General features: G+C 68.6%; 24 protein-coding genes. 15 read left to right on the top strand and 9 right to left on the bottom strand.

The genetic code is table 11. From position 1 onward, the window contains the following. Nucleotides 1-1207 (bottom strand): hypothetical protein (locus MIAR_RS17470; RefSeq protein ID WP_285638487.1); only part of this gene is annotated, 1207 nt, incomplete at its 3' end. On the opposite strand from MIAR_RS17470, the gene MIAR_RS17465 reads away from it, so the two are divergent. Then, entirely contained in the window at nt 1202-1354 is a 153-nt protein-coding gene (locus MIAR_RS17465; RefSeq protein WP_285638485.1) for a hypothetical protein, read from the top strand. The genes MIAR_RS17470 and MIAR_RS17465 overlap by 6 nt on opposite strands. Nucleotides 1355-1636: 282 nt before the next feature. After that, nucleotides 1637-1987: a P-loop nucleotide/nucleoside kinase family protein gene (locus MIAR_RS17460; protein WP_285638483.1), complete on the top strand. Its 351-nt coding sequence runs from the start codon at nt 1637-1639 to the stop codon at nt 1985-1987. 565 nt (nt 1988-2552) lie between these two features. On the opposite strand, the gene MIAR_RS17455 is transcribed toward MIAR_RS17460, so the two are convergent. Continuing rightward, complete coding sequence (locus MIAR_RS17455; RefSeq protein ID WP_285638481.1) at nt 2553-3779, bottom strand: hypothetical protein; 1227 nt, start codon at nt 3777-3779, stop codon at nt 2553-2555. A 498-nt stretch (nt 3780-4277) separates the two neighbouring features. Between MIAR_RS17455 and dnaB the strand changes: the two genes are divergently transcribed. After that, nucleotides 4278-5672, top strand: a complete 1395-nt coding sequence (gene dnaB / locus MIAR_RS17450; RefSeq protein ID WP_285638479.1) for a replicative DNA helicase — start codon at nt 4278-4280, stop codon at nt 5670-5672. 139 nt (nt 5673-5811) lie between these two features. Next, nucleotides 5812-6321, top strand: coding sequence for a hypothetical protein (locus MIAR_RS17445; RefSeq protein ID WP_285638477.1), 510 nt, complete (start codon nt 5812-5814; stop codon nt 6319-6321). A gap of 32 nt (nt 6322-6353) precedes the next feature. On the opposite strand, the gene MIAR_RS17440 is transcribed toward MIAR_RS17445, so the two are convergent. After that, on the bottom strand, nt 6354-7127 hold the full coding sequence (locus tag MIAR_RS17440; RefSeq protein WP_285638475.1) for an alpha/beta fold hydrolase: 774 nt from the start codon (nt 7125-7127) through the stop codon (nt 6354-6356). 105 nt (nt 7128-7232) lie between these two features. Beyond that, nucleotides 7233-7931: a glutamate racemase gene (locus MIAR_RS17520; RefSeq protein ID WP_432707376.1), complete on the bottom strand. Its 699-nt coding sequence runs from the start codon at nt 7929-7931 to the stop codon at nt 7233-7235. Nucleotides 7932-8260: 329 nt separating this feature from the next. Between MIAR_RS17520 and MIAR_RS17430 the strand changes: the two genes are divergently transcribed. The 7 genes from MIAR_RS17430 to MIAR_RS17400 all read left to right on the top strand — a co-directional run bounded on the left by MIAR_RS17430 (nt 8261) and on the right by MIAR_RS17400 (nt 16854). After that, nucleotides 8261-9376, top strand: a complete 1116-nt coding sequence (locus tag MIAR_RS17430; RefSeq protein ID WP_285638471.1) for a LacI family DNA-binding transcriptional regulator — start codon at nt 8261-8263, stop codon at nt 9374-9376. Between the two features lie 158 nt (nt 9377-9534). Further along, the gene (locus tag MIAR_RS17425; protein ID WP_285638469.1) at nt 9535-10785 is read left to right on the top strand and encodes an extracellular solute-binding protein; all 1251 of its coding nucleotides are present in this window, start codon (nt 9535-9537) and stop codon (nt 10783-10785) included. Nucleotides 10786-10890: 105 nt separating this feature from the next. Beyond that, nucleotides 10891-11733 (top strand): carbohydrate ABC transporter permease, encoded by an 843-nt coding sequence (locus MIAR_RS17420; protein ID WP_285638467.1) that lies wholly within the window; start codon nt 10891-10893, stop codon nt 11731-11733. Between the two features lie 5 nt (nt 11734-11738). Beyond that, nucleotides 11739-12623, top strand: a complete 885-nt coding sequence (locus MIAR_RS17415) for a carbohydrate ABC transporter permease (protein ID WP_285638465.1) — start codon at nt 11739-11741, stop codon at nt 12621-12623. Nucleotides 12624-12636: 13 nt separating this feature from the next. Beyond that, a complete protein-coding gene (locus MIAR_RS17410) occupies nt 12637-14553 on the top strand; it encodes a glycoside hydrolase family 3 protein (RefSeq protein ID WP_285638463.1) in 1917 nt (638 codons plus the stop codon). After that, nucleotides 14525-15220: a DUF998 domain-containing protein gene (locus MIAR_RS17405; RefSeq protein ID WP_285638565.1), complete on the top strand. Its 696-nt coding sequence runs from the start codon at nt 14525-14527 to the stop codon at nt 15218-15220. Before MIAR_RS17410 ends, MIAR_RS17405 begins: the two co-directional genes overlap by 29 nt. Next, on the top strand, nt 15217-16854 hold the full coding sequence (locus tag MIAR_RS17400) for a serine hydrolase domain-containing protein (protein WP_285638462.1): 1638 nt from the start codon (nt 15217-15219) through the stop codon (nt 16852-16854). Before MIAR_RS17405 ends, MIAR_RS17400 begins: the two co-directional genes overlap by 4 nt. A 135-nt stretch (nt 16855-16989) precedes the next feature. On the opposite strand, the gene MIAR_RS17395 is transcribed toward MIAR_RS17400, so the two are convergent. Continuing rightward, the gene (locus tag MIAR_RS17395; RefSeq protein ID WP_285638563.1) at nt 16990-17640 is read right to left on the bottom strand and encodes a histidine phosphatase family protein; all 651 of its coding nucleotides are present in this window, start codon (nt 17638-17640) and stop codon (nt 16990-16992) included. A 34-nt stretch (nt 17641-17674) separates the two neighbouring features. Continuing rightward, nucleotides 17675-18586: a J domain-containing protein gene (locus MIAR_RS17390; protein ID WP_285638461.1), complete on the bottom strand. Its 912-nt coding sequence runs from the start codon at nt 18584-18586 to the stop codon at nt 17675-17677. 154 nt (nt 18587-18740) lie between these two features. Between MIAR_RS17390 and MIAR_RS17385 the strand changes: the two genes are divergently transcribed. Next, nucleotides 18741-19307, top strand: a complete 567-nt coding sequence (locus tag MIAR_RS17385; RefSeq protein ID WP_285638460.1) for a dihydrofolate reductase family protein — start codon at nt 18741-18743, stop codon at nt 19305-19307. A 41-nt stretch (nt 19308-19348) separates the two neighbouring features. After that, nucleotides 19349-19528 carry a hypothetical protein gene (locus MIAR_RS17380; protein WP_285638459.1) on the top strand — a complete coding sequence of 60 codons (180 nt, stop codon included), beginning with the start codon at nt 19349-19351 and terminating at the stop codon, nt 19526-19528. A gap of 17 nt (nt 19529-19545) precedes the next feature. Here the strand turns inward: MIAR_RS17380 and MIAR_RS17375 are convergent, their stop codons facing one another. Both MIAR_RS17375 and MIAR_RS17370 read right to left on the bottom strand, forming a co-directional pair. Continuing rightward, nucleotides 19546-20346, bottom strand: coding sequence for an alpha/beta fold hydrolase (locus tag MIAR_RS17375; protein ID WP_285638456.1), 801 nt, complete (start codon nt 20344-20346; stop codon nt 19546-19548). A gap of 59 nt (nt 20347-20405) precedes the next feature. Continuing rightward, nucleotides 20406-21368: a DNA topoisomerase IB gene (locus MIAR_RS17370; RefSeq protein WP_285638455.1), complete on the bottom strand. Its 963-nt coding sequence runs from the start codon at nt 21366-21368 to the stop codon at nt 20406-20408. A 196-nt stretch (nt 21369-21564) separates the two neighbouring features. Between MIAR_RS17370 and MIAR_RS17365 the strand changes: the two genes are divergently transcribed. Then, complete coding sequence (locus MIAR_RS17365) at nt 21565-23049, top strand: MATE family efflux transporter (RefSeq protein WP_285638454.1); 1485 nt, start codon at nt 21565-21567, stop codon at nt 23047-23049. Between the two features lie 150 nt (nt 23050-23199). Beyond that, nucleotides 23200-23595 (top strand): hypothetical protein, encoded by a 396-nt coding sequence (locus tag MIAR_RS17360; RefSeq protein WP_285638453.1) that lies wholly within the window; start codon nt 23200-23202, stop codon nt 23593-23595. 173 nt (nt 23596-23768) lie between these two features. Here the strand turns inward: MIAR_RS17360 and MIAR_RS17355 are convergent, their stop codons facing one another. Next, nucleotides 23769-25478: an AMP-binding protein gene (locus MIAR_RS17355; RefSeq protein ID WP_285638452.1), complete on the bottom strand. Its 1710-nt coding sequence runs from the start codon at nt 25476-25478 to the stop codon at nt 23769-23771. Between the last annotated feature and the right edge of the window lie 22 nt (nt 25479-25500).

Here is a 25500-nt window from a genome sequence, read left to right as displayed (position 1 = left end):
TCTTCCCGGTGGTGACCCCACTGTTCCGGGTCTCCCGGGTCTTCCTGACCTGGGTGGGGTTGTCGGTGGTGTCGTTGACACCATCGGCGGTCTGGTCCCGGGTCTTCCGGAGCTGCCGGGTCTTCCCGGTGGTGACCCCACCGTTCCCGGTCTCCCGGGTCTCCCCGACCTGGGTGGACTCATCCCGGGTCTTCCGGGTCTGCCTGATCTGGCTGGGGTCGTTGGTGGTGTCGTTGACACCATTGGTGGCCTGATCCCGGGTCTGGGTGAGCTGCCGGGCCTGCCCGGTGGCGACCCCACTGTCCCGGGTCTTCCGGGTCTTCCGGGTCTTCCTGACCTGGGCGGGGTCGTTGGTGGTGTCGTTGACACGATCGGTGGTCTGGTTCCTGGTCTGGGTGAGCTGCCGGGTCTTCCCGGTGGTGACCCCACGGTCCCGGGTCTTCCGGGTCTCCCTGACCTTGGTGGACTGATTCCGGGTCTTCCGGGTCTGCCCGACCTCGGTGGTGTCGTTGACACGATCGGTGGTCTGGTCCCGGGTCTGGGTGAACTGCCGGGCCTGCCCGGCGGTGACCCCACGGTCCCTGGTCTTCCGGGTCTCCCGGGGCTTCCGGGTCTGCCTGACCTGGGCGGGGTTGTTGGTGGTGTCGTTGACACCATTGGTGGTCTGATTCCTGGTCTGGGTGAGCTGCCGGGTCTTCCCGGTGGCGACCCCACCGTCCCCGGCCTCCCGGGGCTGGGAGTGATCGGTGGTGTTGTCGACGGTGTCGGCGGTGCTGCTGGTCAGCTGCCTCTCGTCGGTGGTCTTGCGGGGGAGGTCGTCGACACTGTCGGCGGCCTCGCCCCGGGGCTCCCGGGCGATGGGTCTGAAGCTCCTGGCCTTCCGGGGCTGGGAGTGATCGGTGGTGTTGTCGACGGCGTCGGCGATGCTGCTGGTCAGCTGCCTCTCGTCGGTGGTCTTGCGGGAGAGGTCGTCGACACTGTCGGCGGCCTCGTCCCCGGTCTCGACGCAGGTGAGCCCGGAACACCGGGTACGCCGGGTACGCCGGGTACACCGGGTACACCGGGTACGCCGGGTACGCCGGGTACGCCGGGTACGCCCGGTACCCCGGGCACCCCGGGTACCCCGGGTACGCCTGGCACGCCTGGTAACCCGGGTACGCCGGGCTCGACGAGCGGCGCGACGCACGCGGCTGCGGCCGTTGTGCACGGCGCGTCCCGCTCGGGCTCGAACTCGCAGGGCGGCGCTGCCACCCTCGCGAGCACGGGGAGCGAGCCGTCCATCCTCGGACTGGCCGCTCTGCTGTTCCTGATGCTCGGCTCGCTCATGATCGCGAGGCCGCGCCAGCAGGACTGATCGGAGGGAATGACGGCCGTGGCCGCGCAAGGGGGAGGAAGCGCGCCACGGCCGTCATCAGTCTGCCTACGGGAGATCTGGCATCCATGGGAGAACCCGATTCTTGACGGCGCCTTTCCCGTCGCCCCGTCGCGCCCGTGCAGGTCGGTGGTCGCGCGCTCCAGTGCGCCTCAGCATCCGTGTGTCAGCGGCGCTGTGCGTTGATCACGCACAAGCGCTACCCGAAGCACGCGCGGAGCGTCGTGAGCCTTGACGTCGGTGCTGCCGCGTAACGTCAGCGCGATGGCAGCGGATGAGACACCGAGACCTCGCGTCGTGATGATGTGCGGCCCAGGTGGAGCAGGGAAGACCACGTACGCGAAGCGCCTGGAGAGCGAGGGCTGGACTCGCCTGTCGTTCGAGGTGGAGTTCTGGTATCGCGGGATCACGACGATGCCTTACGCCCGAGTGGTCGCCGACGTGGCAGCTGAACTGAAGGTGCGCCTGCTGCACCACGTCGCGGTGGGGAACGACGTCGTGCTCGACTTCGGGTTCTGGTTCCGGCGGCAACGCGACGCGTACCGTGCGCTGCTCGCTCACCAGGGCATCGTGCCGGAGACGGTCTACATCGCGACGAGTCTCGAGACATCCTGAGCCGAGTCGGTGACCGGCACGGCAGATGGCCCGACGACTGGCCGCTCACCGAGCAGGCGGCGGTCGAGTACTTCGCGAAGTTCGAGCCCCCGACGCCCGATGAGGGTCCCCTCGAGGTGGTCGAGTAGGCCCGTCCGGACGGACCCACCCTGCCGGGGCGGAGAGAAGAAGGGGCGGGTGCCTCACCATGAGGGAGTGAGGCACCCGCCTGAGCGGCCGGCACTGGAAGGCCGGTGACCGCTCGGTGTGCGACTACGAGGGGGAGGGGATCCCCTCGAAGTCGCTCAAGGATGCCGTGCCGCGCGGGGCGCTGGGATTCGCCGCTGGGCGCAACGTGGCATCCGATCCGTCGGCCGATCGCCTTCCCCCGAAGGCGATGCAGATGCCGACGGAAGTCGTCATGCCGTGCGGAACCGGCTGTCGTCGCTGAGGACGCTGCGCATTGTCGGGTCTCCTGACCAGATCGATGGATCACGTGCGGACGCGTTCGAAGCCACGTCGGATGCGACGGCTCAGAGCCTCTGAAAGACAGAGCGCTGCCGTCGAGAAGGCGCAGTGGTCCTGATCAGTCGGGGGAGACGTCGGTGGAACCGACGGGTCCGGCCGGCGGAAGCTCATGCCCGGCGCGCATCGCGCGAGTGACCATCCCCATCGTGTCGTCGATACCGGCGTCTGCGGGAAGGGTGCCTGCAGACATCCCTCCGCCGGAACCGGCGGACGACGCCTCCGGCGGGGCGGAGAGCGGATGCCGAGGAGCGACGTCCACGTGCTTCGCAGGCGGTCCCTGGGGCGTCTGCGGCACAGGAGCGGCAGAAACTGCGACCGGAGTCGCAACCGCGTTCGACGAAGTGGCGGGGTGGGTGACCCGCGGCGCCGCGATGATGTGCGCCGTCGCGACCTTCGGGTTCACAGCTGCAACGGGTGCACGGTCACCGCGAGTCCCACGGTCTCCCCGGGCCTGGCCGAGCTGGCTCTTCAGAGCCGCGCGGACCGTCTTCACCGCGTGAGCCAGGGCCTGATTGCCGTGCTGGTGGGTGCTGACCGCCGTGGACGCGAAGAGCTCCGCAGCATCCGCGAAGTCATCGGAAGCCTGCTGCACCGCGACCCGGTACGAATCCATCGCGAGGTCCGCAGACTCCGTCACGAGGTCTGCAGACTCACCCGAGAAGTCCGAGGGGGAGGCGAACCCCGACATCTGCGCGAACGACAGAGTCTGCACGGACCCGGTGGAGAAGGCCATCATCGTGTCCGAGGTCTCAACGGCGGCCGTGAGCCGCTGCAGGGATGTCGGCAGCGCCGCAGCGGCCTTCTGGAGCCGGGCCGGCGCCTGATCGCGCACGGGGGCCTGAGCACTCTGCCCGCGCAGCTGCGAGGGCTGAGCCTGAACAAGCTTCTGAGCCTGCGCGGGCTTCTGCACCTGGACGGGCTTCTCGGCCTGAGCCGGCTTCTGCGCGGACTCCGCCGGCTGGTGGACCTGCGGAGCTGCGGGCTGGCTCTGGGGCGGCTGCTGCACCATGACCGCGACCTGCTCGCGGACCTGCTGCACGATGTCCGCAGCCCCTGCGGGGAGCGGCACCTGCGCGGGCGCGTCCATCACATGCGGACCGGATGCGCCGTGCAGCGGATGCTGGGCGGTCGACCACGACGCGGACTGCGGCGGATGCGGCGAATCAGAGGCTGCGTGGGCCACGGAACCGCCGAGAAGCACGGTCAGAGCGGCCCACAAGAGCGCGCCGAAACCGCACAGCAGCCATACTCGGGCGCTGCGGTAGTCGGCGAACGCTGACCGCACGTGATTCCTTCCCCGGAACGAGCCGCGCCAATATTTCGCGCAACACGATCGCTGTGACGATACCCCGTGCGGGGGCGGATGTCCACACGGGAGGAGATCCTCTACAAACCCGGCGCGCGCGGGAAGATCAAGACTTGACTTTCCCCAGGTTCTGCACATCCCCGTAACCAGCCGTCAACCTTAAATCTTGCATTGAAGTCGAATCTCATCCACAAGGGTGTGAATCAAGACATCCCAGGTCAGATGCAATATCCGACTCTCAAGTTGCTTCTCTCCACCGAGTTCTCCACAGGGGTTCTGCACAGACACTCCCGAGTTGTCCGCACACTCTCCACAAAGTTATCCACAGGGTGTCTTGCATGGGGATGGAGCGGCTCCTAACTTGGTGGAGACCGGATGTCGGTGACTCGTGGTTCGCTGTGCGAGCGGGCCGGATCCACTCCGGTCGTGTTTGCCGAGAAGGTGCCATCAGTCGCCACCGGCGGGGGAGGAGCACGAGTGTCGATCGCGGATATCTCTGACGAGCGTCTGGGCGGGTCGCGCCCGCCTGAGCGGACCCCTCCGCACGACCTGCTCGCAGAGCAGAGCGCGCTGGGCGGCATGATGCTCTCGAAGGACGCCGTCGCCGATGTCATCGAGACGCTCAAAGGCGCCGACTTCTACGTTCCCAAGCACGAGCTGATCTTCGAGGCCATCCTCTCGCTGTACTCGCACGGCGAGCCGACGGATGTCGTCGCCGTCACCGACGAGCTGATCAAGACAGGGGAGCTCGGCAGGGCCGGCGGCGCCGACTACCTGCACACCCTCACTTCGATCGTGCCCACCGCGGCGAACGCAGGCTATTACGCGGGCATCGTCTCGGAGCGTGCGATCCTGCGACGTCTGGTGGATGCCGGCACGCGCATCGTGCAGCTCGGCTACGCGGGTGAGGGCGATGCGACGGACATCGTCAACAACGCCCAGGCCGAGATCTACTCGGTCACGGGGTCTGAGACCGCCGAGGACTACGTGCCTCTCACGATCGCCGTCGACGCGGCGGTGGAGGAGATCGAAGCGGCCAACGGCCGTGACGGCACGATGACCGGCATCCCGACCGGCTTCCGTGAACTCGATGAGCTGACCAACGGACTGCACGGCGGTCAGATGATCGTCATCGCCGCACGTCCCGCCATGGGTAAGTCCACGCTCGCGCTCGACTTCGCCCGTGCGGCATCCATCGGCCACAACGAGCCGTCGATCTTCTTCTCGCTCGAGATGGGGCGCAGCGAGATCGCGATGCGCCTGCTCAGCGCCGAAGGTGCGATCCCGCTGCAGAACATGCGCAAGGGCACGCTCGACCCGCGCGACTGGACGACGGTCGCCGCGACGCGTGGGCGCATCAACGACGCGCCGCTGTACATCGACGACAGCCCCAACATGACGCTGGTCGAGATCCGGGCCAAGTGCCGTCGACTCAAGCAGCGTGCGGGCCTGCGGCTGGTGGTCATCGACTACCTGCAGCTGATGACGAGCGGCAAGCGGGTCGAGTCGCGTCAGCAGGAGGTCTCGGAGTTCTCGCGTGCGCTGAAGCTGCTCGCCAAGGAGCTCCAGGTGCCGGTGATCGCGCTGTCGCAGCTGAACCGAGGTGCCGAGCAGCGCTCCGACAAGAAGCCCGCGATCAGCGACCTGCGTGAGTCCGGCTCGATCGAGCAGGACGCCGACATGGTGATCCTGCTGCACCGCGAGGCCGCGTACGACAAGGACGTGCGCCCCGGCGAGGCCGACCTGATCGTCGCCAAGCACCGTAACGGTCCCACCGCGACCATCACCGTCGCGTTCCAGGGTCACTACTCCCGCTTCGCTGACATGGCCCCCGGCGACTTCGGCGGCGGTGGCGGCGGCGACTTCAACTGAGGCGACGTTCCGCTCCGCGGATCGTCGGTAACGGCGTCGTCACGCTCGTCTACGACGTGCAGCGCTGATCCGATCGCGGCCGGGGGTTCCGGCACCCGAGCTGCTGTGCTCTGATGGAGGCATGGCCGCCACGAGGGGGATGACGGGACTGCTGCTGGCGAGCGCAGTCGCTCTGCTGCTTGCCGGTTGCGCGGGGATGACCCCCGGCGCAATGGCGCCCGCTGGTGCACCGAATGCCTCGCCAACCCCGACGCGAGCATGCCCGCAGATCGACGGAGCTGACCTGCCACCCGACTGCGTGCCGTACGACCCGGACAACGCCATGGCGCAGAACGAGCGCTATCGCGACCGGATGGAGATATCGGCCGCGAGCCGGGCTGCGGCCGAAGAGGCGGTCGTCGCCCTACGCCCTGCGCTCGAACAATTGCGCTCGTCGGGTGAGGTCTCACCCGACTCCGTGCAGGCCGCCCTGCAGGATGCCGGGCTCGACGGCATCCAGATGATCGGCGACGAACGTGGGACGGAGTTCAGCGCGAACGGACCCGAGGGTGGCTGTATCTTCGGCGTGGTGTCGGACGACCCGCTCACCGTCGAGGTCGGCGGGTACGTCATGGACGGCGGCTGCTTCACGCCGCGTGGCGGGCACTGAGGCGAGCCCGACGATCTCGGTGCCGCGCCGCGTCAGAGCCGCTCCGCGATCACCTTCGCCGTCGCCACGGGGTCGGGCCGGTGCATGACGGACTCGGGGACAATCACGAGTTCGGCCTTCGGGATCTCCGCCGCCAGTCGATCCGACGAGCCGATCAGGAACGGGAACGTCTGCTCGCCGCGCAGCACGGTGACCGGCGGCGCCACGTCGAGCAGCGCAGGGTCCGGCTGCCGCAGCCGCAGCGTGAGCCGTGCGTCGTACACCGTCGACTGACCCAGCGGCGCGAGCGCCGCGAGCTGGCCGTTCCCCCGCTCCGCCTCGACCATGGCGGCCGGGAGGCCGACGGCATCCAGCTGGAAGGAGGCGACCGCCTCCTCCGGCGTGCCCGCGTCGACGAGCGACTGCAGCTTCTTCGCCAACTCGTCGCCGAATCCCGAGCCGTCGAAGTCGATCGGCGGTTCGGAGAGGAAGAGGGCTCCGGTCGGCACGCCCCGGGATGCGGCGTACAGCGCGAGCACCGCGCCGGAGGAGTGGCCGAGCACGGCATCCGCTCCTCCCGCCGCTTCGATGACGGCGGCGAGATCGGCGGCTTCGTCGTCAGGGCCGGATCCCGGCCGGTCGTCGCTGGCGCCGCGCGCTCGGCGATCCCACGTGACGGCGCGGAAGCCGGCATCCGCCAACGCGTGCGCGAGCGGTGCGGCGTCAGCGGCCGTCGACAGTGCGCCGTTCACGATCACGATCGTGCGTCCCTGCCCGATGGTGGTGAAGGCGATGGCGGTTCCGTCTGCTGAGGTCGTGATCTCCATGGCGTCATCCAACCATCGACGTCGGACACGGGACACCCCTCTGTCTGCGATTCCGCCCCGTGGACAGGTGATCCGCGGCCCTGGGCAGCGTCGAGCGGGGGCGCGTCAGAGCTCGATGAGCGCGGGCGTGATGTCGAGGCGCAGTCTCTGCAGCATCGAATGGAACTCGTCGATGGGATGACTTCTGGACGCCGTCGCGAGGGAGACGAGGCGTCCGGAGCCGCGCGTGGTCAAAGGGGCGAACTCGGCGACGACGTCGTCGGCTGGATCGAAGAGGGTGAGATCGGGGGCCTGCTCGGCGATTGCGGCAGCGAGCCACGGCAGGTGAGTGCTCGACAGCGATAGGCCTCCGACCTGCGGGCTTCGCTCGTGGAGGGCGGCGAGGAATCCGGCGATAGGCCGCCGGATCTTCGCCCTGTCGAGGAACGCCCCGGATTCGACGAGGCCGATGAGTGCGTCGGCGGCCACGGCATGCACGCGGTGCGCCTGGTCGCCCGCGGCATCGGAGATGAGCTGTCGCAGCGCGTCGCTGTGGGCGAGCACACTCGCGCCGGCGACGGCGAGCGTGTGATCGCGGGGAATCGCAGCCAACGCCGCGCCCACGGGTGGGATCACCCCGAGGATCGGCACGCTCACCCGAGGGCGCAGCGGTTCGAGAACGGTGACGCTCGGCGCGTTGGAGGCGAGGATGATCGAGCTCGCGCCAAGAGACTCGAGCGCCAGGGCAGCCCGCTCGACGCTGGACAGAAGTGCCTCTTCGCTTTTCGCGCCGTAAGGGAAGCTCGCGCGGTCGGCGAGATACACCACGTCTTGCCGAGGATAAGCCGCGCGTATGCGGCGCACGAGGTCGTAGCTGCCGAGTCCTGCATCGAAGATTCCGACCGGGCGGTGGAGTGTGGCGATGTCGCGGGAACCCTCGGTTGTCTTCACGCGAGAGACTCTAGTCCGCGATCTTGCAGGCGAGGCCGGACGGCGCTGATCCCCCTGGCTCGGCCACGTCACATGGTGAGCGCCCACGGATCGTCTGTGCGGAGAGTGTGCTTCCTGGCAGGAGCACTGACGCAAAGCCGGATGCAGTCGGCGAATAGACTTCACAGGATCGGGTCGCGGCTCGATTCCCAGAAAGGCTCGACATGGCCGAGAAGCGCCCGACGGTGTACGACGTGGCTGAGCGAGCAGGCGTGTCCATCGCGACGGTCTCGCACTCATTCCGCCGACCTGAGCGCATCCGTCCGGAGACCCGCGAGCTCGTGCTAACCGCGGCCCGCGAACTCGGGTACGTGCCGAGCGGCGCCGCCCGCTCGCTCGCTCATGGATCCACGGGTGCTCTGGGACTGCATCTGTTCGACTTGCTGCTTCCGCAACGCGAGGCGGACGTACCCGGTACAGGCTCCGACACCGAACTGCTCTCGTCGATCGTCAGCGCGGCGCGAGCGGAGTCCGCGCCGGCCTGGTTCGCCGCGGCGGACAGGGCGGACCATGATCCGAGGGTGTTCCCGCTGTACGTGGACGAGATCCAACGCGGTTTCGTGATCGAGTGCCGTGACCGCGACCGGCCCGTGGTGCTCAGTCAGGGGAGCACGGACCAGTCCGATGTCGCCAACACCGTCGGCCGCGTCGACGGACTGGCGATCTTCCCCGGCCGCTCCAGCGCAGACCAGCTCATCGACATCCTCGGCGACCGTCCCGTCGTGCTCTTCAGCAGCAGGCCGGATCCTCGCACAGCTCAGGTCAATTCCGACAACCGCAATGGCATGCGCCAGATCGTGGAGCACCTGGCGACCGTGCATGGAGCGCGTTCGCTGGGCTGGGTGGGAGAGACGGCAGGGCAGTTCGACTTCGCCGAGAGGTTCCAGGCGTTCACGGATGCCGTTGCGGCGCGCGGCCATCTCGATATGCGTGTCATCGACGCGCACAGCCTTGACGACGATCCGACCCTACGAGGAGTGGAAGACGCACTGCGAAGCGGTGATCTTCCTGACGCCTTCGTCTGCGGCAGTGACCAGTCTGCACTCGTCGTGCTGGACACGTTGCAGGCGGCGGGGGTTCGAGTGCCGCAGGACGTGCGGGTGACCGGGTTCGACGATGTGCTCGCGGCGCAGCTCTGCCGGCCGGCCCTCACGACGGTGCGCCAGCAATTCGAACTCATGGGTCGCGTCGCCGCCCACCTGCTCATCAGCGAGCCTGCCGCAAAGCTGACCGTGACACTCGGCGTCTCGCTGACGGTGCGCGGCAGCTGCGGCTGCTGAGAGCCCACTGCGGCGGCAGACTCCCGCCGGTCCGCCTTTACAAGGCTCTTGGTTATGCGCGTACATGAGCGTAAGGTTATGCGCATAACCAAGTCTTGACAGTCGTCACAAGGGCGACGTTTCCCACTCAAGGAGGAGTTGTGAAAAGACAGGCACGCGTGCTCATCACTGCAACTGCGATCGTCCTCGCGGTCGCGGCGCTCACCGGATGCGGAAGGGCTGCGACAGGCACCGCTTCGACCGCCCCCGCATCCAAGGTCGGAGATGGTCCGGCCACGGGCACCGTCTCCATGTGGACGATGGGATCGGAGGCCGACGCAGTGAAGCCGCTCATCGAGGAGTTCGAAAAGCTCAACCCCGACGTCAAGGTGAACCTCACCGCCGTGCCATGGGCGGCGGCGCACTCGAAGCTGCAGACCGCGATCGCCGGCGGCGCGACGCCGGACGTCTCAATGATCGGCTCGAGCTGGATGTCGGAGTTCGCTCCTGCGCTGGCAACGGTCCCGGACGGCTTCTCGGCGGACGACTTCTTCCCCGGTGTGCTCGAGGGCACCAAAGTCGACGGCCGGTGGGCCGCTGTGCCCTGGTACGCGGATATTCCGATGCTGTACTACCGGACGGACCTGGCGCAGAAGGCCGGATGGGACCACGCACCGGAGACCTGGGACGAAGTGCAGCAGCTTGCCGCGGACTATCAGGGCAAAGCGGGCGCGACGTGGGGAATGCGTCTCTACACCGGGCCGAGTTCCTTCCTCGGCAACCTGTGGATTCCGTTCACCGGGGGTGCGAAGCTCGAGGACGGCAAGAAGTGGACCTTCACAACGCCCGAGTGGCAGCACTCGCTCGAGTTCTACAAGAGCTGGTTCGACAAGCGACTCTCCGATCCCAACTCTGATCCGGCACCGGCGCAGATGCCCGCGGACTTCATCTCGGGCAACACACCCATGTTCGTGGCGACGCCCTCGCTGCAGGGCACTCTCGCGCAGATGGGTGGCGCCGACTTCGAGAGCAAGTACGCCCTCGCCCCCCTCCCGTATGGTGAGGCGCAGGTCTCCGTGGTCGGCGGTTCGCAACTGGGCGTCTTCGAGAAGGCGAAGAACTCCGACGCGGCCTGGAAGCTCGTCCGTTGGCTGAGCACGCCCGAGACCCAGGCTGCCTTCTTCGAGGCGACGGGGGATCTGCCACCGGGCCCGGCCGCGTGGGAACTGCCCGCTTTGACGGGCAAGGACCGCATCGCTCCCGTCGGAGAAGCGCTCAAGACGGCCCTGCCCCTCCCGACCCCGCCGACCCTCGATCAGGTCTTCGCGATCGGCGACAGCACCCTCGAGCAGATCCGAAAGAACACGGTCTCGATCCCCGACGGTCTGCAGAGCCTGCAACAGCAGGCCGACCAGGTCGGGCTCCGCTAGATGACAGCCTCTCCCACCGTGCGTCGTGCCTCGTTTCGGCGGGGCGCGACGTCGGGCGGCCACCGCCGCACCCTGACGCGACGCCGGCAGACGATCATCGCCTGGATGTTCTGTATCCCCTTCGTCGCGGTGTTCGCGGCGTTCATGCTCATGCCGATCGGCGGCTCCTTCGCGATGTCGTTCACCGATATCACCGCGCGCGATCTGCAGACGCCGTTCGCCGTGGCCTTCGTCGGAATCGACCAGTATGTGTCGCTGCTCACGGACCCGCGATTCCTCACGGCCCTGTCGGTGACCGGAATGTTCGTCGTGGTCGGCATCCCCCTGACCATGGCTGTCGCACTCGCGCTGGCGGTCGGCCTCAACACAGGCCAGGGAAAGATCATCACGATCCTGCGCGTCGGCTACTACGCCCCGGCCGTCACCAGCATCGTCGCGGTGTCGGTCGCATGGAAGTACATCCTCCAGCCGGACGGGCTGCTCAATGCCGCGCTCGGAGTGTTCGGCCTCCCTGCGGTCAACTGGCTCAACGATCCCGTGTGGGCCCTGCCGTCCCTGATCATGCTCGCGCTGTGGCGCAACGTGGGCACACTCATGGTGATCTTCCTGGCGGGGCTGCAGTCGATCCCCCGCGAGATGTTCGAGGCGGCGACCATGGACGGCGCCGGCGCCTGGCGTCGCTTCTTCAGCGTCACGCTGCCGACGCTGCGCCCCACCCTCCTGCTCGGAGCCGTGCTCATCTCCGTCGGATACCTCCAGTTCTTCGAGGAGGCGTTCGTCATGACCGGTGGCGGCCCGCTGGATCGCACGCTCTCGATCGCGTTCTACACCTACCAGCAGTTCGGCGTGGGACTTTACGGGCGGGCATCCGCCGCGAGCTACATCCTCTTCCTGCTGGTCGCCCTGCTCAGCCTGCTGCAGTTCCGGCTGCTGCGCACGAAGGAGTGAAACCGATGGTCTCTCGCACGTCGGAACGAACACCGAGCGAAGACAAGATCGCGCGGATCCTGCATCCTCCCCGCGTCCACCGCGGCCGCCGCGTGGTTGCGGGCGTGCTCGTGCTCGGACTTCTCGTGTGGATCCTCCCGTTCGTCTGGATGCTTCTCGGGTCGTTCAAGACGCAGGGCGAGATCCTGCGTCGACCTCCGACCTTCTGGCCGGAGCAGTTCACCGGACAGAACTACACGACCTGGTTCGCCGAACTCGATTTCTCCAAGTACTTCCTCAACAGCGTGATCGTGGCAGCGATCACCGTGCTGGGCAATCTCGTGTTCTGCTCGATGGTCGGCTACGCCCTCGCGAAGATGAGCTTCTTCGGCAAGCGTCTGCTGTTCGGGCTGGTGATGCTGACCCTGATGGTGCCGGGCGTGGTCACGTTCGTCCCGCTCTTCGTGCAGACAGCGAAGCTCGGCCTGTTGGACACATACGCCGCTCTCGTGCTGCCATTCCTCACCGCGCCCGTCGGCGTGTTCCTGATGCGACAGTTCATCTCCGGGATTCCTGATGAACTCCTCGAAGCGGCCCGCATCGACGGTGCGAATGAATGGACGCTGTTCTCGCGGGTCGTGCTCCCGCTGTGCGGACCGGCGCTGGCGACGCTCGCGATCCTCACCTTCCTCGGATCATGGAACAACTTCCTCTGGCCTCTGGTCGTCTCCCAATCCGCCGACCTGTACACGCTGCCCATCGCGCTTTCCCTGTACTCCACCGGTCAGCACTCGACGAACTACGGGCTGTTGCTCGCCGGCTCCGTCTTGGTGATCGCGCCGATCCTGCTGCTGTTCGTCGTGCTGCAGCGGTGGTTCGTCCAGGGCATCGCCACGACCGGGCTCAAGTAAACGGAGAAGAAGAGTGAATCGACACGATACGAGGGGCGGACCGAGCGCCCGCACGACGCCGGACGGATTGGCGTTCCGCGACCTCAACGGCAACGGCATCATGGACCCCTACGAGGATTCGCGGCTCAGTGCGGAAGAGCGGGTGAACGACCTCCTGCCCAGGCTCTCCCTGCGGGAGAAGATCGGTCTGATGTTCCAGACCGTCATCGAGATGGGTCCTGATGGCGAGCTTCTCGCGGAGTCCGGTGTCTTCGCGAAGTCCGCTACGGCTACGGTGGTGCTGGACAAGGGCCTATCGGCCTTCAACGTCCACGCGATCCCGTCCGCGCGTGCCGCAGCACGGTGGAACAATCGCCTCCAGGCCCTCGCGGAGCAGACGCCGCACGGGATCCCCGTCACACTGAGCACGGATCCGCGACACTCCTTCACCGAGAGCAGTGGCGTCGCGTTCACGAGCGGCCCGTTCTCGCAATGGCCCGACATGCTGGGGCTCGCGGCGCTGGACGATGTCGACCTCGTCGCGCGATTCAGCGAGGTGGTGCGCGCCGAGTACCGAGCCGTCGGCCTGCGCATGGCGCTGCATCCGCAGGTCGACCTCGCGACCGAAGCCCGATGGGGGCGCCAACTGCAGACCTTCGGCAGCGATGTCGACCGGGTGAGGGCCTACACCCGCGCCTATGTGCGAGGAATCCAGGGTCCTCGCCTCGGGCCGGACAGCGTGGCGACCACGACGAAGCACTTCCCTGGCGGCGGAGCGCAGAAGGATGGCGAGGATCCGCACTTCCCGTACGGACGGGAGCAGGTCTATCCCGGCAACAACTTCGAGGCGCACCTTGCCCCCTTCGCCGACGCCATAGCCGCCGGAACTGCAGCGATCATGCCCTATTACGGGATGCCGGTCGGCCTCGTGCGACACGGCCGGCCCATTGAAGAGGTCGGCTTTGCATACAACAGGCAGATCCTGACGGGTGTGCTGCGCGAGGAACTCGGGTTCGACGGCGTCATCGTCTCCGACTGGGAGCTCGTGACCGACAATCACGTCGGTGGCAAGCTGCTGCCGGCCCGCGCATGGGGGGTCGAAGAGCTCGCGCCGGCTGAACGCATCGTGAAGCTTCTCGATGCCGGGGTCGATCAATTCGGAGGAGAGGAGTGCGTGGACGTCCTCGCAGACGCCGTCGCACAGGGGGCGGTCACGGAGAGCAGGATCGATGAGTCCGCGCGCCGCATCCTCCTCACGAAATTCCGACTCGGGCTCTTCGACGACCCGTACGTCGACGAGGACGCGGCGGAGCGTATCGTCGGCAACGCCGAGTTCCGCGCTCAGGGCTTGAGGGCCCAGGCACAGTCGATCGTCGTCCTCACGAACCATGACGTGCTGCCACTCGACGGCCCGCGCTCGCCGCTGCGCATCTACGTCGAAGGCGTGATGCCCGAGATCGTGGCGGAGTACGGAGAGCCGGTGGCGGCTCCGCGGGACGCCGATCTCGCGCTCGTCCGCATCCCCGCTCCATACGAACCCCGTGACGACCTCCTGCTCGAGCGCGGATTCCACCAGGGATCCCTCGACTTCCGGCCCGGACTCGTCTCCCGACTCGCCAGGATCGCCGAGGAGTGTCCACTGGTGCTCGTGGTCGACCTCGACCGGCCCGCGATCCTTGCTCCGTTCCTCTCGTTCGCGAGTGCGACCGTGGCATGCTTCGGCGTCGCCGACTGCGCGCTCATGGACGGCCTGTCCGGCCGGGTCGTGCCGTCGGGCCGCCTCCCCGTCGACATCCCCCGAAGCATGGATGATGTGCGAAAGGCCATGCCGGACTATCCGGCCCCGGCTGCGGACGCGTTGTTCGCGCGGGGCTTCGGGATGCAGGACTACGGCCGCCGCCAGGAGGAGGTGCACAGTGCAGATGCTTCAGACGCCCGCCGGTTCGACTGACACGCGAAACACGGTCGGGGTCGAGCTCGTGACGGCCGGGCTGCTCTGGATTCTGGGACCGGTCTGGTACCTGCTGTGCGAGACGATCGCTGCGGCTGCGTTCCCGGGCTACAGTTACGCGACCTTCTACATCAGCGATCTCGGCGTGCCGACCTTCGGCGATTTCCAGGGTCGCCCGCTGCACTCCCAGCTCCCAGCGGTGATGGATGCCGGGTTCATCGGATCCGGCTTGCTGTTCGTGCTCGGGTTGGTCATCATCGCGCCGAGACTCGGTCGTCGCGCCGCCACCGTCTGGTTCCTGCTCCTCGGGCTGATCCATGCGATGGGCATCGTGTTCGTCGGGCTCGTGCCCGGTTCGCCGGAGAACGCCGCATCGGGCCTCATCGTCATCCACGGAGCGGGGGCCGTGGCGGCGATCGGAGGAGGCAACGCTGCCGCGATCGTTTCCGCCCGCGCCTTTCGCGCGATCGCCGTGCCCACCTGGCACCGCCGGATCGGCCTCGTCCTCGGAGCGTCGGGCTGGTGCAGCGCAGCACTGCTCACCATGCATGTCTGGCTCCCCGACGGAGTCTGGGAGCGTGGGGCCGTGTACACGTTCCTTCTCTGGCAGCTCCTGAGCGGAGTCGTCCTGATCAGTAACCGGCGTGAAGGGGAGTCGAAGAGATGACGATGTTGCCGAGACGCACACCCCGCTCCGCGGGCGTCGACGCGAACGGGATCGCAGGCTTCCTCGACGAGATGTCGAAGAGCGGCATCGAGTTGCACAGCTGCATGATCGTCAGACGCGGGTCGGTGGTCTTCGAACACTGGTGGGCTCCGTACGACCCGCAGACCCCTCACCTGCTCTACTCACTAAGCAAGAGCTTCACTGCCGTTGCTGCCGGCATCGCCGAGGCCGAGGGACTGCTGAAGCTTGATGACCGGTTGTCGGACCATCTCGACGAGACCGCCCACTACGGCGAGGCCACGATCGCGGATGCGTTGCGCATGTCGGTGGGTCACCTGCTGGACCCTGTTCTCGACCCGACGACAGACAGCGGTGAGATGAACGACGTCGCTCTGCGGGCGATATTGCGCGACTATTCGCCGGAACGGAAGCCCGGCGAGGTGTTCACGTACGACCAGCTGGCGACCTTCGCGGTGGCGAAGATCATCGAGGCACGAAGCGGCACCTCGTTGCTGGAGTACCTGCGGCCGCGGCTCCTGGCACCTCTCGGCGCTGCCGAAGCCAAGTGGTACGGGGGCGAGGCCAACCCCGGTCTCACCGGTCTTTACCTCTGCACCGAATCCATCGCCGCCTTCGGGCAGCTCCTGCTGCAGGAAGGGGAGTGGGGTGGAGAGCAGCTCGTTCCGCGCGATTGGCTGAGGCGCGCGACGTCCACGCAGATGTACAACGACAGTGCCCATCGCTTCCCTCCGGACATGCCCGTCGATCGTGACAGCGGCCTCGGTTACGGGTACCAGTTCTGGATCGGCGATCACGGATATCACGCCGGCGGTGCGTACGGTCAGTTCTGCCTCGTGCTGCCCGGCAGCGACGCAGTCGTCGCTGTGACCGCGTCGACACAAGCAGGACAGCCCGTGCTCGACGCCGTCTGGGAACATCTGCTGCCGGCCTTCGCCGCGGACGTCCCCGACGATGAGGTGACTGCGGCGGCGGACCTCCGCCTCGCGAAGCGATTCGCGGATGCCACGGTCGTGCCGCCTGTCGCCGGCGTGTTCGATCTCGCAGCATGCACCGCGAAGGCGACCCTGGGCCAGCTGGCGGTTGTCACAGATGCCCTCCGCGGCGGCACTTCGTCCGAGTTGTGGCACGGGGCCGCAGCACACGCGAGTGAATGGACGGCGCGCGCGGTGGAGGCCATCGCGTCGGCTGCCGCTGATCCCGTGCCTCTCGTCGATCCCATCTGCCGGGACGTCTCGACGCTGACGTTCACGCGCGCGGCACGCGACGCATCCCTTCCGCATACGCGGTTCGGCGGCCTTGGCGACATCGACATGCCAGAACTGACGGCGGTACGGCTCAGCGGAAACGTCCTCACTCTGACTCTGGAGGAAGGGCTCGCACGCCTCGCGGTGGAACCCGATCGATGGCAGCGCGGGGTCCTTCCCGGGGAGATCCCGATACCGTTCACGACGCGGGGCGGCTGGGCCGGCGACGGCAGGTTCGAAGTCGAACTCCGCATGATCGAGGGGCCTCACGTCGGCTATCTCCTGCTCGACCCCGAAACGGAGGAGTTCTCCTTCATCTGGCGGGAGCCGACTCTTGCGGGAAGAGGGCCTGCGGGCTATCGCGCATGACCTGATGCCGGCCGGATCACCATCGCCGACGCTGCGGATCGCCTGAAGTCCCGAGGTGAGAGTGCCCGGAGCAGGCAGGACCGTGACGAATTCAGCGGAGTGGATGCCGATGGCCGACCGGCATCCACTCCCGGCTCAGGACTCCGACGGCTGCATCGGCAGGGCCGGACCGTGGTTCCAGGCGAGGATCGACGGCTGCTCGCGGGAGAAGCCGAGCACCGACGCCGATCCCGCGTCCAGCGAGATGGATGCCGCGAACCGCGGCGCCTGGCGCAGGAACACGGCGGTGAGGATGCGTAGGTAGTGGCCGTGCGCGACCAGCGCGACGTCCCCGTCGGCCATGGCCGGCAGCACCCGGGTGAGCACACGCGAGGCCCGGGCGGCGACCTCCTCGACGGTCTCGCCAGGGGTATCGCCGCGGATCACCCCGTGGGCGAAGGCCGTCCAGTTGTAGCCGAGCTCCGCGCGGATGTCCCTGGTCGTGCGTCCCTCGTACCCGCCGTAGTCCCACTCCACCAGCAGCGGGTCGATCTCGGCATCCAGCCCGGCCAGCTCGGCGGTGCGCCGAGCGCGCTGCAGCGGAGAGCTCAGCACGAGCGTGAAGTCGTACCCGCGCACCAGTTCGCCCGCCGCGCGGGCCAGCTCCTCGCCGTGCGCCGTGAGCGGGATGTCGGTCCGACCGGTGTGCCGGCCCGACCTCGACCACTCGGTCTCGCCGTGCCGCAGCAGCACGAGCTTGCCCTGCGGGTTGTCCGGCGCAGGACGGTCGGGCAGCGGGTCAGTCACAGCATCCACCCCTGAACCGTACCGCCGGTCGCTCTCAGGGAACGAGCACGCGCGCGGTCTGCGTCAGGCGCGTCCGCACGTCGAAGGCCTCGGTCACGCCCATCGCGCGCGCTCCCGGGATACCGCTCCGCAGCACAGGGCGCAACGCGCTGCGGCGCACGACCGCGACGGGAACGCCGCGCACCGCGCCCAGCACGGTCACCGCCTCGTCGAGGTCGTCGTCAGGCAGGATCAGGATCGCGCCGGCGAATCGCACCCGCGCGGCGCGGGAGAGCGAACGGATGCGGGAGAGCAGATCCGCCACCGGTGTGCTGCCGCCGACCGACCGGCCGATCACCTCGCCCTGCCGGAACCGCACTGCGTCGCCGAAGTCCTCGGATGCGAGCCCGTACAGGCCGGTGGGTCCGAGCACCGCGTGGTCGAGCTTCTGCGCAGCATCCGCTCCCGCCACCACGTCGTTCCAGGCGGTGAACCCGATGCCCAGGTCGGCGATCGCGGCGGCCGTGCTCTCCTCGGCGAGGGCATCCGCCAGCATCCTCCGCGCCTCCCAGGGCGCCTCGCGCACGACGGCCGGATCGTAGATCTCGCGCGTGGTGACCGTGCGCCCGAGGTGCTCGGTCATCAGCTGCAGGTAGCGCAGCCGCCGCCAGCCGCCCGCCTGACCGTACGTCTTGGTGCGCGGCCGCGTCCCGGCCCGGGGAGCGGATGCCGCGGGAGCGCCCCACGACACGTCCTCGCGCCCCCGGTCGTAGGCCGCGCGTCCGGCGGGGGTCGCGACGTGCTCCCAGGCGCGCTGCACGCGGATGAACAGCGCCGCGTCGCCGCCGGTGTCGGGGTGGGTCTGCCGCAGCCGCAGCCGGTACGCCCGGCGCAGCTCGTCGTCCGACGCGCTCGCCGCGACGCCCAGCACCTCGTACGCGGATGCCGACAGGGGCCCCTCGAACATCGCCCTCCTCCGGCATCCCGACGGGCTGCCCGTCGCAACCAGATCTTACGGTGCAGATCGGGGTTACCCGGCCCGGCGGCGGAGCGTAGGCTCTGCCGGGAACCGGCGTGCGGCGGTGCCGTCTCGCCATGGACCGCGTGACGAGGAGGATCCGATGCAGACCCTGACGATCGACTTCATCATGTCTCTCGACGGCTACGGCGCCGCCGAGGGCTGGCCGGGGTGGTGGGGCCTGGAGAGCGCCGAATACCTGGACTGGCTCGCCGGGCATCCCGACCGGGACGCGCCGCTGCTGATGGGCGCGACCACCTACCGGCTGATGTCGGCCTTCGCCGCACAGGGCTCGGAGGGCGTGGACTCCCTCGACGCCGTGCAGAAGTACGTGTTCTCATCCAGCCTCGACGAGCCGCTGGAGTGGGCGAACTCCACCCTCGTGCGCGGCGACGCGGTCGAGTTCGTGCGCGAGTTGAAGGAGGCCTCCGATCGCCCGCTGCGAACCCTGGGCAGCATCTCGCTGTGCCGCTCGCTGCTGAATGCGGGGCTCGTCGATCGGTACCGCGTGGTGGTCTTCCCGGTGATCACAGGGAAGACCGGGCAGGACCGCATCTTCGACGCGTACCCCGATGTGCTGCTCGAGCTGGTCGAGGCGCGCACCTTCGACCATCGCACCCAGCTGCTCGAGTACATCCCGACCGTTCTCGACGGGCCTCCCGGAAGCTGAGCGCATCCGGCGCCATCACGGGACTCCTCTACGCTGGGACGATGACCAAGAGCACGATCTGGAGCATCCTCGGCGCCATCCTCGCCCTCGTCATCGCGTGGTGGATCGTCAGCGCGCTGTTCTCGCTGCTGTGGTTCATCGCCAAGCTCGCGCTGGTGGTCGTGGTCGCGCTCGTGGTCTACGCGGGGATCCGCGCCCTGACCCGCGACGCGCGCAGCTGACCACTCGCCCGTCGGGATCACTCCGCCTGCAGGAACTCCAGCGCCGCGAGCCGGAAGTCCTTCGATCCCGGCGCGTTGAAGTGGTGCCGGCCGGGGATCGTGAAGAAGGTCGCCTGCGGTGCGGCCTCGGCCAGGCGGCGTGAGCCCTCGATCACCGCGTCCTCCGAGCCGGTGGCGAAGAGCACGGGCTGCTGCGGCGCGTGGGCGGGATCTGGGTCGATCGAGCGCGATGCGCGCATGCCCTCGGCCAGTGCGAGCAGCGCGTACAGGTCGTTGCCCGGAACCCGCTCGGCCAGCTGGATGTAGCTCTGCGTGACCGGGTCGGTGACGGGGATGCCGTCGTCGGCGTACCGGCACACCTGGTCCACGTCGAGTCGGTCCAGGGGGATGCCGTCGGGCACGCCGCCCAGCACACCGCGGGGGATGCGGTCGCCGAGATCCTGCAGCACCTGCCAGCCGACGCGGGCGCCGAGGGAGTAGCCGACGTAGAGCGCGTCGTCGACGAGGTGCGTGTCGAGCACGGCCTCGACGTCGCGCGCCAGGTTCGCCACGGCGTAACCCGCGGAATCGTGCGGCTTCTGGCTCGCCCCGTGGCCTCGCTGATCGATACCCAGGACGCGGTAGCCCTCGCGCTCCAGCATCCGCACCCACCCGGTGTGCAGCCAGGTGTCGGCGGTGCTGGATGCGAAGCCGTGCACGAGCACGACCACGGGTGCATCCGGATCGCCCCACGCGTACGTCGCCACCGCGACGCCGTCACCCACCTCGATGAACTGCGGAGCAGGCAGGTTCGTCAGTGAGGAGAGGATGTCGGTCACATCACCATCTTGGCCCTGTTCCCGCCGGTCAGGCGCGCTCTCCGGAGCCCGGAAGCGGGTCAGGCCAGCAGCTCCCCGAGCTGCGGCTCGACTCGGCGACCGGTGTCCACGACGATGCCGTCGTCGTACAGGTCCAGCACGCGCGGGTCGACGTAGCCCGACCGTGCGACCGCGGGAGTGTTCCCCAGAGCCGCGGCGGTCGCCCGCATGGCCGCCGCGACGGCTCGGCGGCGTGCGCTGTCGGTGTCGCGGGGGCCGATCCGCGCCAGCTCCGTGGCGGCGACGATGGTGCCGTGCAGCGTGCGGAAGTCCTTCGCGGTGAAGTCCCCTCCGGTGCGCGCGCGGACGTCGTCGTTGATGTCGGCCGGGCGGATCGGATGCCAGGTCGACCCGTCCTGCCAGCTCAGCAGCAGCGCTCGCGGCCCGCGACGCTTCAGCCCGGCGACCAGCGCCGCCAGATCAGGATCCTCGACCCGCGAATCCCACGCCTGCCCGCTCTTGCCGGGGAACGCGAGCTCCACCGTGCGCTCCGCCGAGACGTGCGCGTGCGATCCGCGGAGCGTGGCCAGGCCGATGCTGCCGTGCTGCCGGGCATACTGCTCCGATCCCACCCTCAGCATCGCGCTGTCGAGCATCCGGAAAGCCCCGGCGAGTACGCGGGGCCGACCGAAGCCGTCCTGACGCAGGTCGCGCGTCACGCCGGCGCGCACGCCGGGCATCACGGCGGCGAGCTGCAGCATCCGATCGAACTTCTCCCTCGCCATCCGCTCGTGCCAGGCGGGGTGATAGATGTACTGCCGGCGTCCGGCGTCGTCCATCCCCGTCGCGAGGACGTGGCCGTTCTCGTGCGGACTGACCCAGACGTCGGTCCACGCGGGAGGGATCGCCATCGCGCGCAGCCGTTCGAGCAGTGCGGCATCCGTGATGCGGGTGCCGTCGGGCATCCGGTACTCCCAGCCGCGCCCGCGGCGGACCCGGCTCAGTCCCGGCCCGTGCGGATCGCTGCGTCTCAGTCGTGTCATCCTCCTGCTCTAGCGTCTCGGCGAGCACGCGGACAAGCCCCTGGACCCGCACCGCACCCGCACGATATCCGTCGCGCGCATTCCCAAGCTCGAAACGATTCGATAGACTTCTGCGATCCGTCGCCGTGACCGATCACGGTGACGGTCGTCGTCTCCGGCATCCCCACCCCCGCCCGCCCGCTTCCCTGGGACCCGCATGGCTACCACCCTCATCACCGGCCGCCCGTGGCGCGTCATCCTGGCCTTCTCCGTGCCGCTGCTCATCGGCAACGTCGTGCAGCAGCTGTACCAGTTCGTGGATGCCGTGGTCGTCGGACGCCATCTCGGCGTGGACTCGCTCGCGGCCGTCGGCGCGACCGGCAGTCTGATCTTCCTCGTCATCGGCTTCGCGTGGGGCCTGGCGAGCGGTTTCGCGATCCCGACCGCCCAGGCGTTCGGCGCCTCGGATGCCCACGGCGTGCGGCGCTCGGTCGCCACGGGCACCCTGCTCACCGCCGCCACCAGCCTGGTCCTGACGGTGGTGGGGCCGCTCATCGCCGAGCCGTTCCTGCGGCTGCTGCAGACCCCGCCCGAGCTGCTCGCCGAGGCCACCGCGTTCACGCAGGTGACCTTCATCGGCGGCAGCACGATCATGTTCTTCAACTACCTGGCCGCGATCATCCGTGCGATCGGCGACTCCACCACGCCGCTGGTGTTCCTCACCATCTCGTGCGCCCTGAACGTCGGGCTCGTGATCCTGATGGTCGGCACGCTGGAGTGGGGGGTCGCGGGAGCCGCCTGGGCGACGGTCGTCGCGCAGGCCGTCTCGGTGCTGCTGTGCCTGCTGTACGTGTGGCGCCGCGTGCCCGTGCTTCACGTGCACCGTGCGGACTGGAAGGTGTCGCGCGCCGACATGGCCGAGCACCTGCGTCTCGGCCTGCCGATGGGCTTCCAGGCGTCGATCATCGCCATCGGCGCTCTGATCGTGCAGGTCGCGCTGAACACGCTGGGCGCGGATGCGGTGGCCGCCTACACCGCGGCATCCCGCGTCGACAGTCTCGCCACCGCGTTCCTCGCCTCGCTGGGGCTGGCCGCGTCGATGTACGCCGCGCAGAACCTCGGCGCGCGTCGCCCCGACCGGGTGCGCCGAGGCACGATCCAGGCGCTGTGGATGGCGGTGATCGCCGCGCTCCTGCTCGGCGCCTTCATGATCGCGTTCGGCGTGCCGGTGGTGCGGCTGTTCGTCGGCGACGGCGCGGACCGCGTCGTCGAGTACGCGCACCTGATGCTGATCATCAACGGCTCCACCTACGTGCTGCTGGGCGTGCTGTTCGTGCTGCGCGGGGTGCTGCAGGGGCTGGGACGGGTTCTCGTGCCCACGGTCACCGGGGTGATCGAGCTGGTCGCCCGTGTGGCGGCCGCGCTCGCGCTCGGCGCGATCCTGGAGTTCGAGGGCGTCGCGATGAGCAACCCGCTCGCCTGGCTCGGCGCGGTCGCTCTGCTGGTCCCGGCGTACGTGAGCGCGCATCGTGATCTCGCGACGGTGCCGGTCGCGCCGCTCGAGACCACCCTCACGACGCCGATCCCGGTGATCGGCCCCACTGACGGATCGATGGTGGTGGATGCCGTCTTCACCGCGCCGGTGCCCGTGGTGCCGCCTCGGCTGACCCGCCTGCGCCTCCCGCGCAGGACCCGTCGCTGAGTCACCGGGCGTTCACGCGTCATCCTTCAGGATGATGCCGAATCGTTCTTCAGGGGGAGTGACTCCGCGAATCCACCCGCGTAACCTTGAGTTCAGGAACACGCGGATGCGTGTCCGTGACGGGGGGTCGTCAGAATGTCAACACTCGGTTTGACCAACACGCTCGTGTCGGTCTTCGTGCCGATCGGAGTGACCGGAGCAGTCATCGCCCTCGTCTGCGCGCTCGTCGCAGCCTTCGCGATCGCTCGTGGCGCTGCCGGGCTCGCAGGCGGGGCGATCGGCGTGTGGATCGTCGGTGCGCTGCTCAGCGTCTCGGCATCCTTCGCCGCCCTGTGGACGCCGTTCTTCGTCGCCGCGATCGGGCTCGGCGTCGCACTGATCGCCGGGACGGTCCTGCGCGTCGTTCTCGCCCCGCTGCTCGCACGGCGCGCCGCCGCGGTCGAGCAGGCCGAGGTCGAGGCCGAGTCGGCCGCCGCGAAGGCCCCGGCCGCAGCTTCCGCTCCACGACCGGCCACGCTCAGCACGGACGTCGTCGCGGTCGCCTGACCGCGACGGGGCGCCCGACGCCGAGGACGTCTGACGTCTGGCGGCACCCGGGACTCCCGACGTCCGATACGGATGTCGGTCGAAAGCACGAATGTCGGTCGAGATCGCCCGAATCAGCGGACATCCGTGTTCTGAGCCGACATCCGTACCGCAGGCATCCGGCCCATGGGCCGTCAGCGGTGGTCGCGGTCCAGGTGCTGTCCCGTGGCGTCGCCGGATGCGACGCGCTCGGCCTCCCGCGCCCGCAGCTCCACGCGCCGGATCTTCCCCGAGATCGTCTTGGGCAGCTCCGGCACGAACTCGATGATCCGCACCCACAGGTGCGAGGAGAGCCGCTCGCGCGCGAAGCCGAAGATCTGCGCGGCCGCGGCATGCTCGGCATCCGCTCCGCTGCCCGCGGACCCGTGCAGGATCACGTACGCCTTCGGCACCGCCAGGCGCGTCGGGTCGGGGCTCGGCACGACCGCCGCCTCGACGACCAGCTCGTGCTCGAGCAGCGCGGACTCCAGCTCGAACGGCGAGATCTTGTAGTCGGATGCCTTGAACACGTCGTCTGCGCGTCCGACGTACGTCAGATACCCGTCGGCGTCGCGCGCGGCGATGTCGCCGGTGTGGTGGAAGCCGCCAGCACGGGACTCGGCGGTCTTCTCCGGATCCTCGTAGTACCCCGACATCAGGCCCAGCGGCGCCTCGGAGAGGTCCAGCGCGATCTCACCCTCGGCGTCCGTCACCTCGCCGGTGACCGGGTCGAGCAGTACCACAGGGTAGCCGGGCAACGCGCGGCCCATCGAGCCGTCCTTGACGACCTGCCCGGGGGAGTTGCCCACACACGCGGTCATCTCGGTCTGCCCGTATCCGTCGCGGATCGTGCTGCCCCATGCCTCGCGCACGCGGTTGATGACCTCGGGGTTCAGCGGCTCGCCCGCGCCGACGAGCTCGCGGGGCGGGTTCGTCAGTCGTGACAGGTCGGCCTGGATCAGCATCCGCCACACGGTCGGCGGTGCGCAGAAGGTCGACACGTGGTGCGTGTCCATCACCTGCATGAGGGTGTTCGCGTCGAAGCGGTCGTAGTTGTAGACGAACACGGTCGCCTCGGCGAGGAACGGCGAGTAGAAGCTCGACCAGGCGTGCTTGGCCCAGCCGGGCGAGGAGATGTTCAGGTGCACGTCGTCGGGCCGCACGCCCAGCCACCACATGGTCGACAGGTGGCCGACCGGGTAGGAGACGTGCGTGTGCTGCACGAGCTTCGGCCGGCTCGTGGTGCCGCTGGTGAAGTACAGCAGGGCGGTGTCGGATGCCGGGGTGGGGCCGTCCGGCTCGAAGACCGCGGCGGCATCGGCGGACGCGGCGAAGTCGTGCCAGCCGGCGGTGGCGTCGCCGACCGCGATGCGGAGCACGTCGGCATCCTCGACGCGATCCGCCAGCCCGCCCAGCGCGACCACGGCGCGGGCGCGGCCGTGGTCGATGCGGTAGGCGAGGTCGGATGCCGACAGGAGGGTCGAGGTGGGGATCGCGATCGCGCCGATCTTGGTGATGGCGAGCATGATCTCCCACAGCTCGATCGTGTTGTTCAGCATCACGATCAGGTGGTCGCCGCGGCGGATGCCGAGGTCGCGCAGCCAGTTCGCGACCTGGTCCGATCGTTCGGAGAGCCGGCCGTAGCTCCAGCTCTGCACGGACAGATCTGCCGAGACGATCTGCACGGCCGGGCGGTCGGGGTTCTCGCCCGCGATCACGTCGAACCACTCCAGCGCGAAGTTGAAGGAGTCCACCTGCGGCCAGGCGAACCCGGCGCGGGCGCCGTCGTAGTCGTCGCCGTGCGCGAAGAGGAAGTCGCGCATCTCGCGGACGGCGTTCGTGGCGGCGGTGGCGTCGCGTGTCATCTCAGGCTCCCTTGCTCGATCC

This window comes from Microbacterium arabinogalactanolyticum (genome assembly GCF_030268005.1).
Taxonomy (GTDB): Bacteria; Actinomycetota; Actinomycetes; order Actinomycetales; family Microbacteriaceae; genus Microbacterium; species Microbacterium arabinogalactanolyticum.
Note: the sequence above shows the minus strand (reverse complement) of the source record. Positions and strands in the feature narration are given on the sequence as shown.

Coding starts and splice junctions, on each gene's coding strand:
- MIAR_RS17400 (WP_285638462.1), top strand. CDS start 15,217: ATGACGATGTTGCCGAGACGCACACCCCGCTCCGCGGGCGTCGACGCG.
- MIAR_RS17415 (WP_285638465.1), top strand. CDS start 11,739: ATGGTCTCTCGCACGTCGGAACGAACACCGAGCGAAGACAAGATCGCG.
- MIAR_RS17370 (WP_285638455.1), bottom strand. CDS start 21,368: ATGACACGACTGAGACGCAGCGATCCGCACGGGCCGGGACTGAGCCGG.
- MIAR_RS17430 (WP_285638471.1), top strand. CDS start 8,261: ATGGCCGAGAAGCGCCCGACGGTGTACGACGTGGCTGAGCGAGCAGGC.
- MIAR_RS17440 (WP_285638475.1), bottom strand. CDS start 7,127: ATGGAGATCACGACCTCAGCAGACGGAACCGCCATCGCCTTCACCACC.
- MIAR_RS17420 (WP_285638467.1), top strand. CDS start 10,891: ATGTTCTGTATCCCCTTCGTCGCGGTGTTCGCGGCGTTCATGCTCATG.
- MIAR_RS17385 (WP_285638460.1), top strand. CDS start 18,741: ATGCAGACCCTGACGATCGACTTCATCATGTCTCTCGACGGCTACGGC.
- MIAR_RS17355 (WP_285638452.1), bottom strand. CDS start 25,478: ATGACACGCGACGCCACCGCCGCCACGAACGCCGTCCGCGAGATGCGC.
- MIAR_RS17460 (WP_285638483.1), top strand. CDS start 1,637: ATGGCAGCGGATGAGACACCGAGACCTCGCGTCGTGATGATGTGCGGC.
- MIAR_RS17380 (WP_285638459.1), top strand. CDS start 19,349: ATGACCAAGAGCACGATCTGGAGCATCCTCGGCGCCATCCTCGCCCTC.
- MIAR_RS17405 (WP_285638565.1), top strand. CDS start 14,525: ATGCTTCAGACGCCCGCCGGTTCGACTGACACGCGAAACACGGTCGGG.
- MIAR_RS17365 (WP_285638454.1), top strand. CDS start 21,565: ATGGCTACCACCCTCATCACCGGCCGCCCGTGGCGCGTCATCCTGGCC.
- MIAR_RS17445 (WP_285638477.1), top strand. CDS start 5,812: ATGACGGGACTGCTGCTGGCGAGCGCAGTCGCTCTGCTGCTTGCCGGT.
- MIAR_RS17390 (WP_285638461.1), bottom strand. CDS start 18,586: ATGTTCGAGGGGCCCCTGTCGGCATCCGCGTACGAGGTGCTGGGCGTC.